This is a genomic window from Paenibacillus sp. 1781tsa1 (assembly GCF_024159265.1).
In the GTDB taxonomy this organism is placed as follows: Bacteria; Bacillota; Bacilli; order Paenibacillales; family Paenibacillaceae; genus Paenibacillus.
The window spans coordinates 1,280,569-1,300,151 of sequence record NZ_JAMYWY010000001.1; the positions used below are offsets into that span (position 1 = coordinate 1,280,569).

18 protein-coding genes are annotated in these 19,583 nt (G+C 48.0%); 14 read left to right on the plus strand and 4 right to left on the minus strand.

All coding sequences use genetic code 11. The annotated features are described in order from the left end of the window. The first annotated feature begins 31 nt into the window (after positions 1-31). The 6 genes from nikR to NKT06_RS05630 all read left to right on the plus strand — a co-directional run bounded on the left by nikR (position 32) and on the right by NKT06_RS05630 (position 6,120). Positions 32-568, plus strand: coding sequence for a nickel-responsive transcriptional regulator NikR (gene nikR / locus NKT06_RS05605; protein ID WP_253431073.1), 537 nt, complete (start codon positions 32-34; stop codon positions 566-568). 287 nt (positions 569-855) lie between these two features. After that, a complete protein-coding gene (locus tag NKT06_RS05610) occupies positions 856-2,517 on the plus strand; it encodes an ABC transporter substrate-binding protein (protein WP_253431076.1) in 1,662 nt (553 codons plus the stop codon). Between the two features lie 43 nt (positions 2,518-2,560). After that, the gene (locus NKT06_RS05615) at positions 2,561-3,556 is read left to right on the plus strand and encodes an ABC transporter permease (protein ID WP_253431079.1); all 996 of its coding nucleotides are present in this window, start codon (positions 2,561-2,563) and stop codon (positions 3,554-3,556) included. Further along, on the plus strand, positions 3,553-4,560 hold the full coding sequence (locus tag NKT06_RS05620; protein ID WP_253431082.1) for an ABC transporter permease: 1,008 nt from the start codon (positions 3,553-3,555) through the stop codon (positions 4,558-4,560). Before NKT06_RS05615 ends, NKT06_RS05620 begins: the two co-directional genes overlap by 4 nt. A gap of 2 nt (positions 4,561-4,562) precedes the next feature. Next, positions 4,563-5,519 carry an ABC transporter ATP-binding protein gene (locus tag NKT06_RS05625; protein ID WP_253431085.1) on the plus strand — a complete coding sequence of 319 codons (957 nt, stop codon included), beginning with the start codon at positions 4,563-4,565 and terminating at the stop codon, positions 5,517-5,519. After that, a complete protein-coding gene (locus NKT06_RS05630; protein ID WP_253431088.1) occupies positions 5,509-6,120 on the plus strand; it encodes an ABC transporter ATP-binding protein in 612 nt (203 codons plus the stop codon). Before NKT06_RS05625 ends, NKT06_RS05630 begins: the two co-directional genes overlap by 11 nt. Before the next feature lie 207 nt (positions 6,121-6,327). On the opposite strand, the gene NKT06_RS05635 is transcribed toward NKT06_RS05630, so the two are convergent. Continuing rightward, positions 6,328-7,518 (minus strand): MalY/PatB family protein, encoded by a 1,191-nt coding sequence (locus NKT06_RS05635; protein WP_253431092.1) that lies wholly within the window; start codon positions 7,516-7,518, stop codon positions 6,328-6,330. 410 nt (positions 7,519-7,928) lie between these two features. Here NKT06_RS05635 and NKT06_RS05640 point away from each other — a divergent pair, with 410 nt between their 5' ends. Continuing rightward, complete coding sequence (locus NKT06_RS05640; RefSeq protein ID WP_253431095.1) at positions 7,929-8,618, plus strand: stalk domain-containing protein; 690 nt, start codon at positions 7,929-7,931, stop codon at positions 8,616-8,618. Between the two features lie 187 nt (positions 8,619-8,805). Here NKT06_RS05640 and NKT06_RS05645 read toward each other — a convergent pair whose 3' ends face one another. Continuing rightward, complete coding sequence (locus tag NKT06_RS05645; protein WP_253431098.1) at positions 8,806-10,815, minus strand: S9 family peptidase; 2,010 nt, start codon at positions 10,813-10,815, stop codon at positions 8,806-8,808. Between the two features lie 392 nt (positions 10,816-11,207). Between NKT06_RS05645 and NKT06_RS05650 the strand changes: the two genes are divergently transcribed. The 6 genes from NKT06_RS05650 (at position 11,208) to NKT06_RS05675 (ending at position 15,356) form a co-directional block, all read left to right on the plus strand. Next, entirely contained in the window at positions 11,208-11,765 is a 558-nt protein-coding gene (locus NKT06_RS05650; RefSeq protein ID WP_253431101.1) for an STM3941 family protein, read from the plus strand. 39 nt (positions 11,766-11,804) lie between these two features. Beyond that, a complete protein-coding gene (locus NKT06_RS05655; protein WP_253431104.1) occupies positions 11,805-12,671 on the plus strand; it encodes an aldo/keto reductase in 867 nt (288 codons plus the stop codon). A gap of 182 nt (positions 12,672-12,853) precedes the next feature. Beyond that, the gene (locus NKT06_RS05660; RefSeq protein WP_026081254.1) at positions 12,854-13,240 is read left to right on the plus strand and encodes a GntR family transcriptional regulator; all 387 of its coding nucleotides are present in this window, start codon (positions 12,854-12,856) and stop codon (positions 13,238-13,240) included. Further along, positions 13,233-13,931, plus strand: coding sequence for an ABC transporter ATP-binding protein (locus NKT06_RS05665; RefSeq protein ID WP_253431107.1), 699 nt, complete (start codon positions 13,233-13,235; stop codon positions 13,929-13,931). Before NKT06_RS05660 ends, NKT06_RS05665 begins: the two co-directional genes overlap by 8 nt. Then, positions 13,928-14,668 (plus strand): hypothetical protein, encoded by a 741-nt coding sequence (locus NKT06_RS05670; RefSeq protein ID WP_253431110.1) that lies wholly within the window; start codon positions 13,928-13,930, stop codon positions 14,666-14,668. The genes NKT06_RS05665 and NKT06_RS05670 overlap by 4 nt, the downstream gene beginning before the upstream one ends. Positions 14,669-14,852: 184 nt before the next feature. Beyond that, positions 14,853-15,356 (plus strand): LURP-one-related family protein, encoded by a 504-nt coding sequence (locus tag NKT06_RS05675; protein ID WP_253431113.1) that lies wholly within the window; start codon positions 14,853-14,855, stop codon positions 15,354-15,356. Positions 15,357-15,531: 175 nt separating this feature from the next. Here the strand turns inward: NKT06_RS05675 and NKT06_RS05680 are convergent, their stop codons facing one another. Both NKT06_RS05680 and NKT06_RS05685 read right to left on the minus strand, forming a co-directional pair. After that, on the minus strand, positions 15,532-16,416 hold the full coding sequence (locus tag NKT06_RS05680; RefSeq protein ID WP_253431116.1) for a WYL domain-containing protein: 885 nt from the start codon (positions 16,414-16,416) through the stop codon (positions 15,532-15,534). Next, positions 16,364-17,719, minus strand: a complete 1,356-nt coding sequence (locus NKT06_RS05685; RefSeq protein WP_253431119.1) for a helix-turn-helix transcriptional regulator — start codon at positions 17,717-17,719, stop codon at positions 16,364-16,366. The genes NKT06_RS05680 and NKT06_RS05685 overlap by 53 nt, the downstream gene beginning before the upstream one ends. A gap of 368 nt (positions 17,720-18,087) precedes the next feature. On the opposite strand from NKT06_RS05685, the gene NKT06_RS05690 reads away from it, so the two are divergent. Further along, the gene (locus tag NKT06_RS05690; protein ID WP_253431122.1) at positions 18,088-19,581 is read left to right on the plus strand and encodes a TROVE domain-containing protein; all 1,494 of its coding nucleotides are present in this window, start codon (positions 18,088-18,090) and stop codon (positions 19,579-19,581) included. The last annotated feature ends 2 nt before the right edge of the window (positions 19,582-19,583 follow it).

Below are 19,583 nucleotides of genomic sequence, written 5' to 3' on the forward strand. Positions count from 1 at the left end.
TCGAAGCAAATGAGGGCGCAGGAGGAGAAGCATGGCAGACAAAGAAGATTTGACCCGGTTCGGTGTGGCATTTCCTACACCTCTGATTGAGCAATTTGACCAGTATATTGAGGAACAGGGATACAAAAACCGATCCGAAGCTTTCCGTGATCTTGTTCGAAAAACATTACTTCAACCTTCTGTACTGCAATCCGATCAGGATGTGGCTGGCACCATTGTGATGGTCTACGATCACCATATCAGTGATCTTCCCATTCGCTTGATGGAGCTGCAGCATGAGGCGCATCATGACATCATTTCCAATATGCATGTGCACCTGAACCATGACCAATGCCTGGAGGTAATTGCAGTACGGGGAAACCTGGGACGATTGCGTCATCTGCATCAACAGATCCAGGTACAAAAAGGTGTTTTGTATGCGGAGCTGTCTGTGACTTATGTAGATGAACTCAACAAACTGGCTCATGCTCAGAGTAGCGGTCAGGATGGCAATCCGGATCAAAGTCTGGATCACAACCAAAGTACGGGTCAGCATGGTCACAGCCATCATCATCGCTCTACGGAGTAAGACAAATACGAGTGTAATTTCTATGAAAATATAGCAAATATAAAAAACAGACTATTGGTTAGATGCCAACCGTCTGTTTTTTTGTTGTTTGTTATAATACCTGACTTTATAGAGCGCTACAAATGCTCGGTTATATAACTTTTTAATTATTAATTCTGAAATATGAAAAAATATGGATTACGAAGTGAACTTTGTTGACATATGATTTGTGTTTTGTGCTACAATTTCTCTAAAAAGTAACACGAAAAAAAGTGAGTGCAGCGCATATTAGAGGGGGAACGACCAGAATGGGTAGATTTTCATGGAGATGGGGAAGACGAAATGTTAGAACAGGACTTGGTATCCTGCTTATATGTTCCATTGGATTATCTGGTTGTGCACAGGGCGTAGAACCGACAGCATCATCAGCAGCAGAGAACGGACAACCGGGGACTTCCACCACCAAAGACGAATTGGTGCTGGCTGTTGGTACAGAGCCGGAAGGTGGTTTTGATCCGACAACCGGATGGGGGCAGTATGGTTCGCCACTTTTCCAGAGTACTTTGTTAAAGAGAGACGCTAAGCTTCAACTGGTTAACGATCTGGCTACGGCATACTCCGTTAGTGAAGATGGGTTAACCTGGAAGGTTACGCTTCGGGATGATGTGAAGTTCTCTGATGGGGAACCTTTGACGTCTGAGGATGTGAAATTTACGTTTGATACGGCTGCTCAGAGTGGTTCTGTGATTGATTTGACGAATATGGCTGATGTGCAGGCACCTGATGATAGAACGGTCGTATTCACATTGAAGTCACCGCAGTCAACATTCATCAGCCTGCTGACGACACTTGGCATTGTGCCTGAACACGCCTATGGCGCCGATTATGCAGAGCATCCGGTCGGATCAGGACCATATAAGCTGGTTCAGTGGGACAAAGGACAACAGGCCATCGTTGAAGCGAATGAAGAATATTACGGTAACAAGTCTGCATTCCACAAACTCACCTTCCTCTATCTGGATGAAGATGCGGCCTATGCCGCTGCACAGGCAGGTACAGTGGATATCGCTGCGATCCCAGCAGCATTTAGCAAACAACAGGTGAATGGCATGACATTAGAGGCCGTAAAAACGGTAGATAACCGGGGCATTATGTTCCCCATGCAGCCTGCTGGTGCCAAGTCGGGCGATGGTCTCCCCGCAGGGAATGATGTGACATCCGATCTGGCGATTCGCCAAGCGGTGAATGTTGTGATTGATCGTAAAGCTTTGGTTGAGGCTGTACTGGAAGGGTATGGTCGTCCCGCTTATTCCGTCAGTGATGATCTGCCTTGGAGCAATGCAGAAGCTGTATTTAAGGATGCCAGTCTCGAAGAAGCGAAGCACATTCTGGCGGCTGGTGGCTGGGTGGATGCAGATGGTGATGGTATCCTCGAGAAAAACGGAGTTAAGGCCGAGTTCAATCTGCTTTATTTTGCAGGTGATTTAACAAGACAATCTCTGGCGTTAGCTACTGCGGATATGGTTGCCCAGGCGGGAATTAAAATCAATGTTGAAGGCAAAAGCCGTGAAGAGACGAAAAAGATGGCTTACTCCAACGCTGTATTATTTGGTTGGGGCAGTCATGATCCACTGGAAACCTATAACCTCTATAGCAGTACCCACAAGGGAGAAGGATATTACAATGTAGGACTGTACAGTAATCCTGTCGTGGATTCATGGATGGAGAAGGCCCTTCAGGCAACCAGTGAGGAAGAGGCATTGCCCTTCTGGAAAAAAGCGGAATGGGATGGCACAACAGGTTTCAGTTATCAGGGGGATGCACCTTGGGCGTGGCTCGTAAATATAGATCATCTGTATCTGGTTACGAATGGACTAGACATTGGCGAGCAGCAGATTCACCCCCATGGTCACGGCTGGCCTGTGACATCCAATCTGGAGGAATGGTCCTGGGATAACAGCGCGAAGTAAAGAGGCATATCGGTAGCTTTAGCCTGAATTGGGGAGAGATTGGATGACGGGTAGGAATGGATGGGCCAGATTTGTTGGTTTTAAAATGTTGCGACTTGTATCCTTATTGGTCGGAGTCAGTGTGTTGTCTTTTATATTAATGCAATTCTCTCCAGTTGATCCGATCGAAGCCTATATTGGTGGAGACATGATTAGAGTAAGTGCCGAACAGCGCAGTCTTATCGAAGAACGATGGGGATTGAATGAATCTCCTATGGAACGATTGCTCACTTGGGGACAAGCACTTATTCAGGGAGATCTGGGAACATCGATGATTTATAGACAACCCGTAGCAGATATTATTCAGGAACGGTTCATGAATTCTGTCACGCTTATGGCTGTAGCCTGGCTATTATCCGGCATCTTCGGGTTCGCTCTTGGGGTAGTTGCCGCCATGAGACGGGATTCGAAGCTGGATCGCCTGATCTGCTGGTATTGTTATACGTTGGCTTCCACGCCGGTATTCTGGATTGCGCTGTTGTTGCTGATGGTATTTGGTGTGTGGCTTGGATGGCTTCCGGTTGGGCTTGGAGTACCCGCAGGGATGTCAGCTAATCAGGTCACATGGGGAGATCGGGTTATTCATATGATTTTGCCAGCGTTGACTCTCAGCCTGACCGGGGTAGCCTCCATTGCGTTGCATACCCGGCAGAAGCTTACGGATGTGCTGGAGTCAGATTATATTCTGTTTGCGAGAGCGCGAGGTGAGCGTGGATTTCAGCTGTTCCGTCGACATGGGTTCAGACATGTTGTTTTGCCAGCCATCACGCTGCAGTTTGCTTCGTTCAGTGAACTGTTCGGTGGGGCTGTTCTTGCAGAGCAGGTATTTTCATACCCTGGCCTTGGTCAGGCAACGGTTCAAGCGGGGTTGCGTGGAGATGTTCCACTGCTGCTTGGACTTGTGATGTGCAGTGCGATTTTTGTTTTTACGGGTAATATGCTTGCCGACATTCTGTATCGTATGATTGATCCGCGAATGAAGGAGGAGCTGATGTCATGAAGCAGACGGCAGAACGCTCCTCTGAGCAGACGGCAGAAACAGCTGAAGTACAGAAAGTGAAAACTGCGAATCAAGAGGTCAGGTACAACATTAATCCGGGATTACTACAAGCTGAGACTGGAAAAAGAACAGTAACAACACGCCAAACGAGAAAAGGTTATGCGGGTGCCGGAGACCCAAATTTCCGAAATCCTCGCCAAAGGGCCGTGATCTGGGGAAGCCTTGCAGTAATCTGGATTGCCGTTGTCTGGTCGACGGGAAGATTGTTTCCCGCTGGTTCTACGCTGACTTCATTAATGGATCGAAATCTGTCTCCAACCTGGGCGCATCCATTTGGCACAGATTGGCTTGGAAGAGATATGTTCATGCGTACGTTAAAAGGACTGGCAACCAGCATTCAAGTGGGACTGCTTGCTGCATGTGGTGGTGGATTGATCGCAATGTTATTGGGTTTGGCTGCTGCTATTAGCAAGGCTGCTGATCGGGTGATCTCATGGATTATCGACCTGTTTCTCAGTGTGCCACATCTGGTATCACTGGTTATGTTGGCCTTTGTATTTGGTGGAGGTTTGGCAGGAGTGGCGGCAGCCATCGCGCTGACGCACTGGCCAAATCTGGCCCGGATTGTACGAGCGGAGATGATTCAACTGAAATCCGCAGAATATATTCAGATTTCACACAAGTTGGGTCAATCGCGATTGCGAATTGCGGTGCAGCATATGCTGCCACATCTGGTCCCGCAACTGTTCGTGGGCGTACTGCTAATCTTTCCCCATGCGATTCTGCATGAGGCAGCCATTACGTTTCTGGGGCTGGGGTTGTCCCCGCAGCAACCGGCAATTGGCATTATTTTGTCAGAGTCGATGAGATATTTATCTGCTGGCATGTGGTGGCTCGCCTTTTTCCCGGGACTGGCATTATTGCTGGTTGTTCGTGCGTTTGATGTATTGGGCAACAGTCTGAAGACATTGACGGGTACAGGTAGTTCAAGGGAGGTGAGGTAGATATGGCTCTTCTTGATATTCAGGGAGTATCAGTGTCATTTCGGCGCGCTCGTGGTTGGTTTGGACACGAACAGACTGATGTCATTCAGAATCTGGATCTTTCCATAAACGAGGGTGAGATTGTGGCTGTTGTAGGCGCAAGTGGATCGGGTAAAAGTGTGCTGGCGCAGGCTATCATGGGCATTCTGCCTACCAATGCCAAGTTGGAAGGGAGAATTAGCTACAATGGCGAGCCTTTGACCCCAGAGCGGCAGCTTCATCTGCGTGGAGACGAACTGGTGTTAATTCCGCAATCCGTCAGTTATTTGGACCCTCTGATGAAGGTGGGGAGACAAGTTCAGCCGGTAACCCGAGATTCGGGGCGAAAGCGCCGCTTCAAGACTCAATCCCACGTGAAAAAGACGGAGCTGGAGTTGATGGAGCGTTATCAACTCCCTCAGGGAACAGGAGGGAAATACCCGTTTGAGTTGTCCGGAGGTATGGCAAGGCGGGTGTTGATGGCTACAGCGACCTCAGGTCAGCCGAAGCTGATCATTGCCGATGAGCCGACACCAGGCATTCATCCCGAAGTGCTGTCCGAGACGATGAAGCAATTTCGCGAACTCGCAGATCAAGGCGTAGGCATTCTATGGATTACCCATGATGTCACGACTGCCCTGACGGCAGCCGATCGCATCGCTGTATTTTATGCGGGTGCCAATGTAGAGACAGCGCAGGTGGATGATTTTACGGGCAATGGAGAGCGACTGCGCCATCCGTATACGAAAGCCCTCTGGAATGCATTGCCGCAGAATGGATTTCAGCCACTCCCAGGCTCCCAGCCGTTGGCAGGTCAAGAGATCATCACAGGATGTTCATTTGCTCCCCGATGTAGCTCAGCAACCGTTGCATGTACCCGCGAACGTCCTCCGCTTCGTCAGATACGAGGCGGAGAAGTGAGGTGTCTCCATGTCACTTAAAGCACAGGATGTAAGTTATCGTTACGATCAGAATTCGTGGGTGTTTCAGCAGATGAACATGCAGGTGCTACAAGGCGAAGTCGTTGGTTTGTGGGGACCGAGCGGCTGTGGGAAAACAAGTCTTGGGCGCATCCTTGCGGGATATGCCGAACCCGTGGCAGGACAAGTATTACTGGATGGTGAACCACTCCCTCGTACAGGCGTATGTCCGGTTCAGCTGGTGTTCCAGCACCCGGAGAAAGCTGTGAATCCACGCTGGCGGATGCGTCGTGTACTTCAGGAGGCGGCTGTGCAGGATGAGCAGTTGCTCGAAGATTTGGGGATTCAGCAGACTTGGCTGGACCGCAGACCGGGTGAATTATCCGGTGGGGAACTGCAACGATTCTGTGTGGCGCGAGCACTCGGTACATCGACACGTTATGTGATTGCAGATGAAATGACCACGATGCTGGATGCGATCACTCAGGCACAGATCTGGCATACTGTGATGGAAGTGGCTCGCCAGCGTGATCTGGGATTACTGATCATAAGCCATGATCGGGATTTGCTGAACAGGTTGTGCGACAGAATCATTCCGATGCCGATTGCGATGTCACTGTAAGGTTAATTATGTTTCAATAAATATATGGATTGAATAGAAAAGAAGAGAATAGAATAGAAAACGAAAAGGGGGGCCCTAGTACTGTCATTGACCATGAATGTGAGTCATGGACCTGACTACGGGGCACCCCTTGTTCCATTTTACAGATATTTGTCTTATCGATCAGCATACGTTCTGTTCGCAACGTGCATAGAGTTAACTGTCAGCTTATTTGTCCGACAATTTGCTGAGCAACACAGATAATCTGCGCATCGCCTCTTCCACCGTGGAACGCGGACAGGCTACATTAATACGCATGAACCCTGTACCCTCGGTTCCAAAGGAGCTCCCGTCATTGAAGGCAAGCCCTGCTTCATGAAGCAGCATATTGCACAGTTGTGCATGTGGGATATTCAGCTCCCGGAAATCCATCCATAACAGATAGGTTGCTTCGGGCAGATGCAATTTGATCGCTGGCATATGTTCTGCAACATATTGTTGTACATACTCCATATTCCCATGGATATATGCAAGGCATTCCTCCAGCCATTCCTCGCCATCATTGTAAGCAGCTTCGGTTGCAACAGCCCCCAGTGTGCTGATACCGGCAAGTCCCATCGTTTGTACACCCTGCGCGAAAGATTCCCGCAGCTTGGCATTTGGGATGATGATGTTGGACGTGCAGAGGCCAGGAATGTTGAACGTTTTGCTTGGAGCCGTACAGATGATACTTAGATCAGAGACGGCGTCCGAGATCAGGGTGAGCGGTGTATGAGCTCCACGTTGGTGAACAAGATCGGCATGAATTTCATCCGAAACCATCAGTACGTTGTATTGCAGACACAGCGACGTAAGGCCTTCAAGCTCCTCACGAGTCCATACACGTCCAACCGGATTATGTGGACTGCACAGAATCAGCATTTTGACCCGACCGGTCTGCAAGCTGGATTCCAGTTGTTCCAGATCCATCGTGTAATGACCATTATTCTCTACCAAAGGATTGGTGATCAGTTTACGGCCTTGACCACGTACAACTTCATAGAAGGGAGCATACACCGGAGTCTGGATGACCACTGCATCTCCCGGATCAGTGAATCGCTGTACAGCAATGCTGAGTGCGGGCACAATACCTGGAGTGAATACGATCCAGTCATCGTTAATTTTCCAGTTGTGGCGCCGTTCCATCCACCCTGCAACAGCGGCATGATACGCCTCAGTTCGTACTGTATAACCAAAAATTCCGTGCTCCATCCGTGTTTGCAGGGCCTGAATAACGGATGGTGGAGCAGCGAAATCCATATCGGCCACCCACATCGGAAGCGCATCAGCAGCACCGAAGATATCCTCAAGTGCATCCCACTTCTCTGATCCGGTAGAGATCCGGTTAATAGACTGATCAAATATACTGTTATTGTTCATCGTATAAATCCCCCTTGAGTTCCGTTCTTTCGACCACAAATCGACAAATTATTATCTAATACATTGGTTAATTTCGCAACTGTTGTACGTGTATGATTAGCTTCATATGTATGGTCCGGAATTCAGGACTTTATTCATATAAGAACAGCTTAACGAGTCAGAGAACAGTAGGCATACGACAAAGACTATTTTAGTACGCCCTTGGACCTGTTTTATCCATTTATCGTTTACAACTTCTTGTCAGATGCTATTATATTGCTAACATTTGGTGGAACAATGGGCTGTTATCCGAATAAGCTCGTACCCATACATGATGAGCATAACGACATGAGTCTTTTGCGTAAATCGTGCGGTTGTCATGAATCGTATTATGCAAAAGGCTGACATTTGAACTCAGGAGGCGTTTAAGGATGAAAAGCAAAAAGTGGTTGATTGCTGCGGGTGTGTTTGGCATGGTGTTGACCGGAACGGCAGGCGTATATGCAGGTACACAACTGGAGACGATCAAAGCTTATCTGAACCATGGGCTCGCCATCGAAGTGAACGGACAGAAATTTACCCCAACAGGTGACCAAGGTAAGAAACTTGCGCCAATTACATATCAAGGCAGCACATATCTCCCCGTTCGTTCGATTGCAGATGCGTTGAATACCGAAGTAAAGTATGATTCCCAAAACAATAAAGTAAGCATTGGTTCCTCAAGTTCTTCTGGTGGGTCGACATCCACAGGTAACAGCGGATCAACATCACCATCTACAGGCACGAACACACAGGCTGAAGGCGTGAAGTCCAAGTATCTGCCAGCAGATTTCCCATTACCGAAGGATGCGAAGGCGACAAGTCTCGTTGAGAACATCATGGATGGCAACAAAAAAGTTGTCCTCACGTACACAACAAAAGAAACGTTGCTAACCGTTGGAACATCCTACAAAGACTATTATCCGACCAAAAACTTGACTCAAAATACTCAGGATATACAGGCAGACGGCTTCAGTATCGTAGGTCGTGAAGATGGTAAATATGCCGTAACCATTACGGGTTCTGTGTCTGCAACCAACAAGGATCTGAATGAAATCACCGTGGTGTGGAGCGAAGAGTAATGACGAGTATAACCACATGTCCTCATACTATCCTGCTTGAGTCGTTCAAAGTATAGTGATCCGTATTCTTCTATTATTCAAAAGGTAACGCCAAAAGCCGTCCGTTGAAATCGAAACAGATTTCTACGGGCGGCTTTTATGTTTGAATTGATATCTGGTTCTTTTCTTCTCGGGAACTTGATGTTGTTTACAGGTACTCGTTAAACCAACCGGCAATATGCTCCAGACGGCGTACCCTTAAGTGGGGATGACCTCCGCGAGACAACTCGTGGTTGGCCCCAGGGAAACGAACGAGACGAGTGGTCTGCTTGCGGCGTTTCAACGCAATGAATAATTGCTCCGCCTGTTCAATCGGACACCGCAGATCTTGTTCGCCATGCAAAATGAGCAGCGGAGTACTCACGTTGCCGACATAAGCGAGCGGGGAATGTTTCCACAGTTTTTCCGTGTCATCCCACGCGTTACCGCCAATCTGATCCTCCGTAAAGAAATAGCCAATGTCACTGACGCCGTAGAAAGATAACCAGTTGGAGATGGAACGTTGGGTAACAGCAGCCTTGAAGCGATCGGTGTGCCCGACAATCCAATTGGTCATGAAGCCGCCATAACTGCCACCGGTTACGCCCAGTCTGGATTCGTCAATAAATTCATATTGGGACAGGGCATAATCCACGCTCTCCATGAGATCGCGATAATCGCCACCGCCATAATCTCCGCGACAGGCGTCTACAAACTGCTGCCCGTATCCAAGTCCTCCGCGTGGATTGATGTATACAACAGCGTAGCCTTGTGCGGCGAGAATCTGGAACTCGTGCATAAATGTAAAACCATACATCATGTGCGGGCCGCCATGAATCTCAAGAATGGTCGGGATTTTGACCCCGTCGACCATGCCACGAGGTTTCATAATCCACCCTTGCAGCCGCAGGCCATCCGAGGCGTTGAACCAGAAGGTCTCTGGTGCACTAAGATGGATCTCATCCTCAAGCTGTGGATTGCTGCGGGTGAGCTGAATCGGTTCTACACCGGAATCTTCCGGTTGTTCATACAGATAGAGGTCACCAGGACTCCGCGTATCAGCAACAGCGGCAACGATCTGTCCGTTTTCCAATTCCGTAAATTGATAAATCTCCTGTTCGTCAGGCAATATATACTCGGCACTGCTGCCGTCTCGTGCGAATTTGGCGATGCGTACACTACCATGAATGGTTGCCAGACAGAAGATGGATGAACCATCCCGACTGAATACAGGTCCCGTGGTTGTCAGATGTGATCGCATGTCACCAACAATGCTGTGATTTAACTGTACGTCCCAATCCGTGCTCAGACATACGGGTTCACCACCTGATACAGGCAGGGTATATAGCTTCACAAGTGTGGCATTTCCATAAGAACGGTCACTGGCGAGCAGGGCCAGGGATTGTCCATCCGGCGCAAATGACAGTCGGCTGAATGTATATCCTTCCGGGGTCAACTGCTGCACATCCGATCCGTCTGCCTTGGCAAGGTACACATGATTGGTCAGGGTGTAATCGTTGTGTTCCTCGCCTGCTTCGGGCATTTGCGTGATCCATACGATGGATGTTCCATCCGGTGACCAGGCGTAGTCGCCAACGTCATAATGACCTGTAGTTACAGGGATAGCTTCTGCGTCGATCGGCGCGATGGTGAAGAGATGGGATCGTTTTCCGTCCCACAATCCGCCTGCATCTGATTTCATGCGAATTCGGTCCACAACATGTTCTTGCGGCAGTTTATGGCCATCGTCTTTAGAATCGGTATGTTCTGATTTTTCTTCTCCGCTCATATCCACGGAAGATTTCACAAGTAAGGTATGGCCATCTGGTGACCAGAGAAAGGAACTGACGCCGTGTTTCAAGTGACTGATTTGCTGTGCTTCTCCGCCATCACTGGGGATAATCCACACTTGGGACTTCCCGTCAACTTCTCGTTGAAAGGCAAGCTGGGACCCATCGGGCGACCAGGCCGGGGAATGATCCTTCTCTCCAGAGGTAAAGGGCCTGTCCTTCTGACTCCCCAGATGCAGCAGTCTCAGGTGAGAACAATAACCGTCACGTGCTTCATTCGTTTTCCGGCTTACATATACCAGTTGTCCGCCTTGAGGAGACGGAGTCGGATCGTTAACCCATGTAATCTGATAAAGATCTTCCGATGTTATGCCGCGCTGACTCATCATTGTTTGTCCTCCCACCATGAATTGGAATTGGTTAATTTCCTAACCTTTCCATTTATATTAACGGAAAGCATGGGACAGGACAATATGACTAAGGATGGGAGGGAGACTTTTATAACAGCGATCGGAAGGTTGTTCTGTCATCGGAGTGACCCATGTAAATATTCTTTGTTCAATTCATATAGGTGTGTTAAAGGAATTGCTCGAAGGATGACGAATCCTAATGTGGAATAAGCGCAGAAATGATGAAAAATGGTCTTAATTTAATGTTTAACTTCGGTGAATTTGGTTTAATGGACAATGCAATTCCTGTTCTACATTAGGGTATTTGGTTCATAACCATTCGTTTATATAGAACTTGTATGATTCAGTCGCAATGGAGGAGGAACGTCACGTTGAGCACATCCTATGAGCAGCATGTAGAATATCCAAACCGGAAACGAATGGCGTGGCTTACGGTAGGGGCAGCACTTTTTGTGGCAGCCGGATTTTTTTTGATTTTTGATCGTTCTTCAGTTACGAATGATTCCATCCTCTCGGGGGTGATTGGAATACTATCCATTTTGTTTTTTGGGCTATGTTTTTGCTACAGTCTGGTAAAGATGATTAAGAAGGAGCCTTCTTTTGTGATCAATGAGGATGGGTTTGTAGATGCATCTTCTTATACCGCAGGAGGGACAGTGGCCTGGAAAGACGTTGAGAATATTTTTATGTATGAATTGATGGGACAGAAAATGATCGGGGTTAAATTGCGGGACGAGAAAGCCTTTCTGGATCGTCAGAATGGAATGAAACGCAAATTGATGACGGTCAACAGCAATATGGTCGATGCGACCATCAGCGTTGCCCAAAGTAGCCTTACCATGCCACTGGATCAGTTATATATCATGATGATGAGCCACTGGAGGCATGTAAGTGATGGCATGATTTATGATTCGTATAATCGTCGTTAGAGATAATTTCCATAGATTCTTCAGAATGGAGGAATATAGATGATGCACGGTGATCAGACACGCACGATTCTGCTTCCAGATGGAACTGTCCTGCCCGTGATAGGACAAGGCACATGGTACATGGGAGAGAAGCAATCCAGCCAGGAAGAAGAGGTACGGGCACTGCGTTCCGGTATTGAATTGGGAATGACCGTGATTGATACAGCGGAGATGTATGCAGAAGGTGGGGCGGAAGTCGTTACGGGAAAGGCCATCTCAGGCCTTCGTGATGAAGTCTTTCTCGTATCCAAAGTATATCCCCATCATGCAGATCGCAAGCAGATGATTACCGCCTGTGAGCGTAGTCTCACGCGTCTTGGTACAGATCGTCTGGATCTGTATTTGCTCCACTGGCGTGGAGGCGTACCACTCGAAGAGACGGTTCAGGCCTTGGAGCAATTGAAGCAATCCGGTAAAATTTTGCGTTGGGGAGTCTCCAACCTGGATACAAGGGATATGCAGGAATTATGGAGTTTGCCAGAGGGTTCTCAGTGCATGGTGAATCAGGTGCTGTACAATGCAACTTCGCGTGGTATTGAATATGATTTGCTACCCTGGATGCGGGAACGTAGCGTTCCTGTAATGGCATATTGTCCACTGGCTCAGGGAGGCAGACTTCGGAGTGAATTGTTGGAGCATCCGGTCATTCAGGAGATTGCGCAGGATCGAGGAGTTACAACTTCTCAGATCGCATTAGCCTGGGTGATCAGGGACGGAGATGTGCTGGCGATTCCCAAGGCGGTACAGCTGAATCATGTGGCAGACAATGCAGCAGCAGTGAATATCGTTTTGACACAAGAGGAACGGACCCAATTGGATGAGGCTTTCCCTGCACCTAAAGGCAAGGTACCTTTAGATATCGTGTGAAACAAGACTAATAAGTTATGCAGAGCAGATCTTCACGATCTGCTCTTTTTTGTATTTATTTTGATAACCGAAGCTTGTACATCAACAAAGTGAATATATATTTTGACAAATGGGCTTTACAACACTATTTTACTAGTGTACTATGTAACTAACACACTGATACAGAGAGGAGCGAGTGCTTTGTGACTATGGAATTTGATAACAACTTACCAATATATTTGCAGATTATGCAGTACATCAAGAGACAGATTGTAACCGGGACACTTCAGGCAGGTGACAAAATCCCTTCGGTTCGTGAACTGGCGGCTGAATTACAGATCAATCCCAATACAGTACAACGGACATTTCAGGAACTTGAGCGAGAAGAAGTGGTCGAAACCAAACGGGGTTTGGGCAGATACGTGACAAGTGAGGAGCGGAAGATTATGACGATCAAAAAAGAGATGGCCGGTGAGTTGCTGGAACGCTTTCTGACCGGAATGCAGGAACTGGGGATTGAAGAGCAGGATATCTTATCGATCGTAGCCGATGCCGTTGCGGAAGGAAAGGGAGGAACAACACATGAGTAACATCCTTGAGCTGAACCAGATTAATAAGACATACGGCAATAAGAAAGCGCTCAGTAATATCACATTGGATATTGCTCCTGGCCGAATCGTAGGTTTGCTGGGTAGCAACGGCAGTGGCAAAAGCACGCTCATGAAACTGGTTGCAGGTTTGCTGCATCCGAGCAGTGGAACGATTCAAGTCACAGGTAAGCCTGTTGGACTGGAAACGAAGTCGCTGGTTTCATTTATGCCGGATCGTCCATTAACCGAGAAGTGGATGAGAGTGCGGGATGCGATTGCGTACTACCGCGATTTCTATGCTGATTTTGACGAGGAGAAGGCACGGGAGATGCTCAATTTCATGAACCTTGTCGAGAGTGATCGGGTGCGGCATCTATCCAAAGGTATGAATGAACGACTGCAACTAACACTGGCGCTATCCCGTAAGGCTCGTCTGTATCTACTGGATGAACCGATTGGCGGAGTAGATCCGGTTGCGCGTGGCAAGATTCTGGATGCGATCGTCAAATTCTATGATGAAGACAGCAGTCTGATCATCTCCACACATCTGGTGAATGATATCGAACGGATTTTTGATGAAGTGGTCTTCATTCGTGAAGGGCAACTGGTGATGCGGGAAGAAGTGGAAACGCTCCGTCTGAAATATGGGAAAAGTGTGGATGAGATGTTCAAGGAGGTCTATGCGGAATGATGACATTATTGAAGTATGACTTTAGAAGGAACTGGAATACACTGCTGGCTGGGCTGGTTATTTTGATTATTGCGCAAGTGGCGCTCTCCCTTTTCATGTCTGAGGTCGCAGGTGTTGTGCTTGGAATTATGGGTTATGTTGGGGTAGGTGTGGCTATTTATGTGAAAATGATCAAAACATACATGTCCAATATCCGCTCTTATAATCGCCGTCTTTTACCCGTAACAGGACTATCGCATGTGTTGTCTCCTTTGATCTTTGGACTACTTTGCGGGTTGGGGTTAGTCATTATTTTTACGACTCATGCCTACATCTATATCTCAATGAAGCTCAGAATGAACATGGCTAGCAATATTGATCTTTCGGGTCTGCATGTTTCGGATTATGTTAGTTTGTTACTGTTTATCGCTTGGGTTATGGTATTCATGACTGTCATCATCTTCCTTTCGATCTCGATTGCGGGCAGCTTCCGTTGGAGAACCGGGCCGTGGATCGGAATCGTTGCATTCTTAGTCCTCGTTAATCTGATTGGCTGGTTGGAGAATATAATTACGACAGGACGCTTCAGTCCAAATGAGATGTTCCGTTACACCGAAGAAAGTACAGGTATTGCAATCACAGCCAATGGCGTATTATGGTCGGACGGTATGTGGGGGAGTATTGTATTTGAAGTCATCGTAGCATTTATCTTGGTGTGGGCTACCATTTATCTGAACAACAAAAAAGTTGAAGTCTGATGACAGGATAACTTGAACGTGATGCGGGCAACCAGGGTTGCTCGTTTTTTTTTACATCCAGTGATGATCCGGTTTTTGAATCCAACCCCAGTAATAATATTTACATATAGATATATTGTGTGTACGATGCGAGACTAGGTTAAAGAGAACGAAAGGGGCCATGTAAGGGAAAGGAGAACGTATTATGGAACTTTACTTCAGAGATAATTTTTTTAATGCGGGTTACACCGAGATTATGAATCCGAATCAGGAACAGGTAGGACATCTGGATTTGAAAAGTGTTTTTGGCTCTTCGCTCGATGTATCCGATAACTCAGGATTGGTCTGTAGCGGCAAATTCCGCATGTTAACCAATCGTTGGGATATCACTGCAGCCGATGGGACACATCTGGGAGTATTGCGAGCGAGGTTTAGTTTCTTCAGCAAAAAGTATGAGTATGATGCCGGATCGCGTGGTACGTACAATGTGTCTGCTCCGGCATTCTCGCAAGAATATGATATCAGTGGAAGCGGTGGACGCATCGTGGCAAGTTTCCGTCGCACCAGCGGCTGGTTTAGTTCAGGGGCATTTGTATTGGATAACCAGTCGGACCAACTGGACACATATGAATTAATTGCAGTGGTCATGGGCGTGCATGCGATTAACAAGAGGCGAAATTCAGCTGCCAGCAGTAGTGGAGGTACGTAATACGGTAGCGCTGATTCGTCGTGTTCTTGGGAAAGCTCTTGTTCGATCATAGGGTTACAGCCCGTTTTACCAGCAAGTAAGTACAGTAAAAAGGTTTGGATGAGATCATCCAGACCTTTTTTATATGGGATTGTTTTTGAGCGCAAAGGGTTTTGGTTAACCGACTTTTACGAAATCAATGACCATCGGCTTTTGCGAGCGGTTTTTCCTCGGGTTGGCGGTGCTGAACTTCATTGGAGTGTTCGTCATGTTTATCAGGCTCGTTTTCCGCATAACGGGCCAATGCCTTCGCAGCAGTCTCGGACATTCGCTCCCGCAGCATCGTGTGGTTAGCGATTCGAACCCGTTTACCGAGAAAACGCATTTTGGATAAGACATAATCCATCTCATTCCGCGGGACGGTCAGCTCAATCCGATACGTCTGCTTGGTTTCCATGTACTCGACCTGTTTCTCGAAGCAGGAGAAGGCATAGAGGATTCGGGACAGCTCCTGATTGAACTCAGGCAATACTTCGATGGTGATGGTCGTTTTGCGCTTCTCCGTACTTGCAGCAATTCGGGCAGTGTAACCCGAAGCGGTATCCGGCTCAACCGGTTGAGCTTCCACGGTAACGATGCTGTGCAGCTTGGTAGACATGAGTTTGTCGAAGCGAGGCGCGTACCAGAGCACGTACCATTCTTTTTTGACCATGGAATACTCCAGTTTATACGGGAAACCAAATTCATCATGACTCGTGCGTCCATTGCGCACGCGGCCTGTCATTCGAAATCCCTGATGATGCAGAATGATTAATCGTAACTGTCTAAGAAGTGGATGAGAGACACTGTTTTCCTCACTTTTGGCTTTTTCGGTCAGATAGTCCTGAAGGTTCAGGTCCTGCTCACCCTCCAGCATGTTGTGCATTTTGTCCAATGTTACAGCGCTCAGGGCTTCTCTTGCGGCAGGGTGATTCAGCATCATGCGAAGCCAGGCCCGTTCCTGTGAGGTCCAGGTGAACAGTCCAGTTTCATTCAGTCGGGTCATCATCTGGTAATTGAACATCTTCTCGAACAGGTTCATAATATTCCGCAATCTCCTTCCATTCCTTGATCATCTCCTGGCGTAGTCTCTGAGGTGCGATGATTTCGCAGCTTGAGCCAAAACTCCGTAACCACGGTTTGATCTCGGTGGTACCGTTGACCTGGATTTCGTAGAGAAAAGTATGATCCGTTTCGGGTATGATCTTGCCCCATTGACCTTGCAGACGAACCCGATCCAGAATGAAGTTGCGCTGACCACGCTCCGGGTGGAAAAAGCGAGCTTGAACCGTCACGGTATTCCCCGTATCTACCAGCCAACTGTAGCGACTAATGTCAGTCCACTGCTGCTTCAACTCGAGCATGTATTCCTCTTCGACTGAATCCTCTTCCTCCAGTTGGGTTATGCCTTCCATGCGGAATTTCACGAAGCCACGGCGGCCCTGATATCCAATGACATACCAACGACCATACTGATGGTCATAGACCACTTCAAGGGGAACGATCCGGTTGGATCGACCACCTGCTTCACGTTCAAAGCGTGGATTCGTATTCTGTGAACTGTAGCTGGATGGTTTTTTAGGAGAATAGTATAGGAACTGCACACGCTTGCGCTGACGAATCGCACTAAGCAGCGTGTAGAGATGAGCTTCGTCTAGGATACGAGAATAATAGTGATACTTATAGATATAGGGTTCGGTCGCTTCTTCTTGTGGAAAACTTGCCGTAATGGCTTTCTTCAGACTGTCCCGCAACAAGTAACCTTGGACAGAAGGAACCTGGGTGTTCGCCATCATATCCACAAAATCATACAACTCCAGCTGTTCCTCCACTGTTAATTCGGTAAGGACATCCTGTTGTAAAGCATAGCGATACGGTCTGCCACCGGGCTCTTTTCGAATAACCCCAACCTCTTCCAGATACTTCAGATCGGAGCGAATGGTTTTCTCGTCAGGTAATGCCAAATCTTCCGGCAGATCAGCAAAGCAGGCGTCCAGCAGTTCCATCGCGGTCAGGGCTGTATCTTGTAGGGTATGCAAAAGGACAGAAAGGCGCTGAACTTCAGTCTCCTTCATCGACTTGGCGCGGAAGAGGAAGAGCAGCATGGGCTCTGCAGATTCTCCGTACTGGAAACGAACGAGGTCTGCCATTTCCCGGCTTGCTTCGGCACCTGAACGTTGATCAGCGACGGTCTGCATGATTTCTTTTAATCGGCGATTGGTTTTATCAAAGGTATGTACGGATATGCCAAGCCGCTCGGCATACTGTTTGCGGTTATACGCACCGCTTGTCAGGGATAACATGCGTAAGAACTGAATTTCTTTGTCAAAACTCTCTCTTGCCATGCACATTCACTCCTTGTTATCCCTTTATTGTAGCAGGAAGAGTGTCAGGTTTCATTTTAAACTTATGAAGGATGACTCCATTTCAGAAATGGTGTCGTCATACTTTTGCCATGTTCGCGTGCGGATGTATGAGGCATAATGAGGTTGTGAAGCGGGGCAGCAACAAGCACTGTGGATCAAGGTTCCGAGGCGCCAGGGAGGGTTACTTCGACTGTTAATCGACCAGGTCGTTGGTTCGAATCCAATCGCCGCCGTTCATGGCGGTGTAGCTCAGCGGTAGAGCGGGTATTATACCTTCCCACCTTTTTCCTCGGAACATTTTATTATGAAAGAACAGTAAATAGACTCACACCGGGAGGTCATGAGTGATGAGCAGAGCGAAACAATTATTCAATCAACCTCAGCCAACGACACGTAATCATGGGGGCTACGGAGCCTATGAGCGATTGGTGGAGGAACAATATATACAGATGTTGATGACCAATACATTGAACAATACGTTCTATGCAGATACCCAGCAACTGATGCACGATGCGATGGTCAGTCATCAGGAGATGGCTGAGGTCGATGCAGGGTATATGGCGCGGGCGCTGGTCTATGCTCGTAATGAAGGTTTGATGCGGTTACAGCCTCTATACGGGCTGGCACTGCTGTCCAAAGTGGACGTGGATCAGTTTGCAAAGGTGTTCTCTCAAGTCGTACAGACACCGGCTGATCTGGCTGATTTTCTGACCATTCTGAGAGGAATGGGTCGAGGGCAGGGCGGCCGAGCAGTGAAGCGTCAGGTGAGTCTCTTTTTGAACGGGATCAGTGAATACTGGGCGATCAAATACAACGGACGCGGGCGAGGATACAGTCTGGGAGATATGATCGCTACAGCACACCCCAAGCCGAAAGATATGAAGCAGCAAGTCTTGTTTCGTTATTTGCTCGGACATGAGGTGGATCTTACGGAACTGCCACAGTTGCAAGCGCTGGAAGAACTGAAAGCTACGCCCAACCCCGCAAGCCGGATGCATCTGATCGAGAAAGGTAAACTCCCGTACTCGGTGGTAACATCGATCATGCAACCGACACGTACGGTGTGGGAGGCGTTAATGTCACAGATGCCGACCTTTGCGTTGCTGCGTCATCTGAACGCAATGGATCGGGCAGGTGTTTTTGAAAAATCGAAAAATATCGATTACGTAACGGGCCGTCTAACGGATGCAGAAGCCCTGCACAAGTCGCGAATCTTACCTTTCCGATTCGCCAGTGCGTATGAAATGATTGCGAGGGAAGAACTGCGGGATGCTTTGCGGCAAGCGGTGGAGCTATCGATTGGCAACCTGCCATCGCTGCCGGGAAGAACCGCCATTTTCCTGGATCGCTCCGGTTCCATGCAAGGGGATTATTTACGCATCGGTTCGGTGCTGGCACTGGCGCTTTATAAACAAACTGGAGGTAACGCACTGTTCTGGTTATTCGACCATATGGTTGAAGATGCTCGTCCCAAGATGAATGAAAGCATTCTTTCTCAAGCTCACCGGATTCGCGCACAAGGTGGGACAGACACAGGTCGACCTGTGCGGGAACTTCGGGATATCGGAGAAAAAGTGGATCAGATCATTATGATTACCGATGAACAGCAGAATGAAGGCAGCCCGTTATATGCCGAGCTTGAGCGATATCGCCGGATGATGAATCCGGAGCTAAAGGCATTTATTGTGGATATAGCACCTTATCAGCAAGCACTGGTACCACCGCGGGATGGCAAGACCTTTTACATCTACGGCTGGAGTGAAACAGTATTGACGTATATTGCCGAGACTGTGGCCGGATATGATATACTCGCGGACCGGGTTAGAGAGATAGAGATTTAATT

Bases quoted from the DNA above. Each gene is read 5' to 3' on its own strand.
- nikR (WP_253431073.1), top strand. From the start codon at position 32: ATGGCAGACAAAGAAGATTTGACCCGGTTCGGTGTGGCATTTCCTACA.
- NKT06_RS05610 (WP_253431076.1), top strand. From the start codon at position 856: ATGGGTAGATTTTCATGGAGATGGGGAAGACGAAATGTTAGAACAGGA.
- NKT06_RS05615 (WP_253431079.1), top strand. From the start codon at position 2,561: ATGACGGGTAGGAATGGATGGGCCAGATTTGTTGGTTTTAAAATGTTG.
- NKT06_RS05620 (WP_253431082.1), top strand. From the start codon at position 3,553: ATGAAGCAGACGGCAGAACGCTCCTCTGAGCAGACGGCAGAAACAGCT.
- NKT06_RS05625 (WP_253431085.1), top strand. From the start codon at position 4,563: ATGGCTCTTCTTGATATTCAGGGAGTATCAGTGTCATTTCGGCGCGCT.
- NKT06_RS05630 (WP_253431088.1), top strand. From the start codon at position 5,509: ATGTCACTTAAAGCACAGGATGTAAGTTATCGTTACGATCAGAATTCG.
- NKT06_RS05635 (WP_253431092.1), bottom strand. From the start codon at position 7,518: ATGAACAATAACAGTATATTTGATCAGTCTATTAACCGGATCTCTACC.
- NKT06_RS05640 (WP_253431095.1), top strand. From the start codon at position 7,929: ATGAAAAGCAAAAAGTGGTTGATTGCTGCGGGTGTGTTTGGCATGGTG.
- NKT06_RS05645 (WP_253431098.1), bottom strand. From the start codon at position 10,815: ATGATGAGTCAGCGCGGCATAACATCGGAAGATCTTTATCAGATTACA.
- NKT06_RS05655 (WP_253431104.1), top strand. From the start codon at position 11,805: ATGATGCACGGTGATCAGACACGCACGATTCTGCTTCCAGATGGAACT.
- NKT06_RS05665 (WP_253431107.1), top strand. From the start codon at position 13,233: ATGAGTAACATCCTTGAGCTGAACCAGATTAATAAGACATACGGCAAT.
- NKT06_RS05670 (WP_253431110.1), top strand. From the start codon at position 13,928: ATGATGACATTATTGAAGTATGACTTTAGAAGGAACTGGAATACACTG.
- NKT06_RS05675 (WP_253431113.1), top strand. From the start codon at position 14,853: ATGGAACTTTACTTCAGAGATAATTTTTTTAATGCGGGTTACACCGAG.
- NKT06_RS05680 (WP_253431116.1), bottom strand. From the start codon at position 16,416: ATGAACCTGTTCGAGAAGATGTTCAATTACCAGATGATGACCCGACTG.
- NKT06_RS05685 (WP_253431119.1), bottom strand. From the start codon at position 17,719: ATGGCAAGAGAGAGTTTTGACAAAGAAATTCAGTTCTTACGCATGTTA.
- NKT06_RS05690 (WP_253431122.1), top strand. From the start codon at position 18,088: ATGAGCAGAGCGAAACAATTATTCAATCAACCTCAGCCAACGACACGT.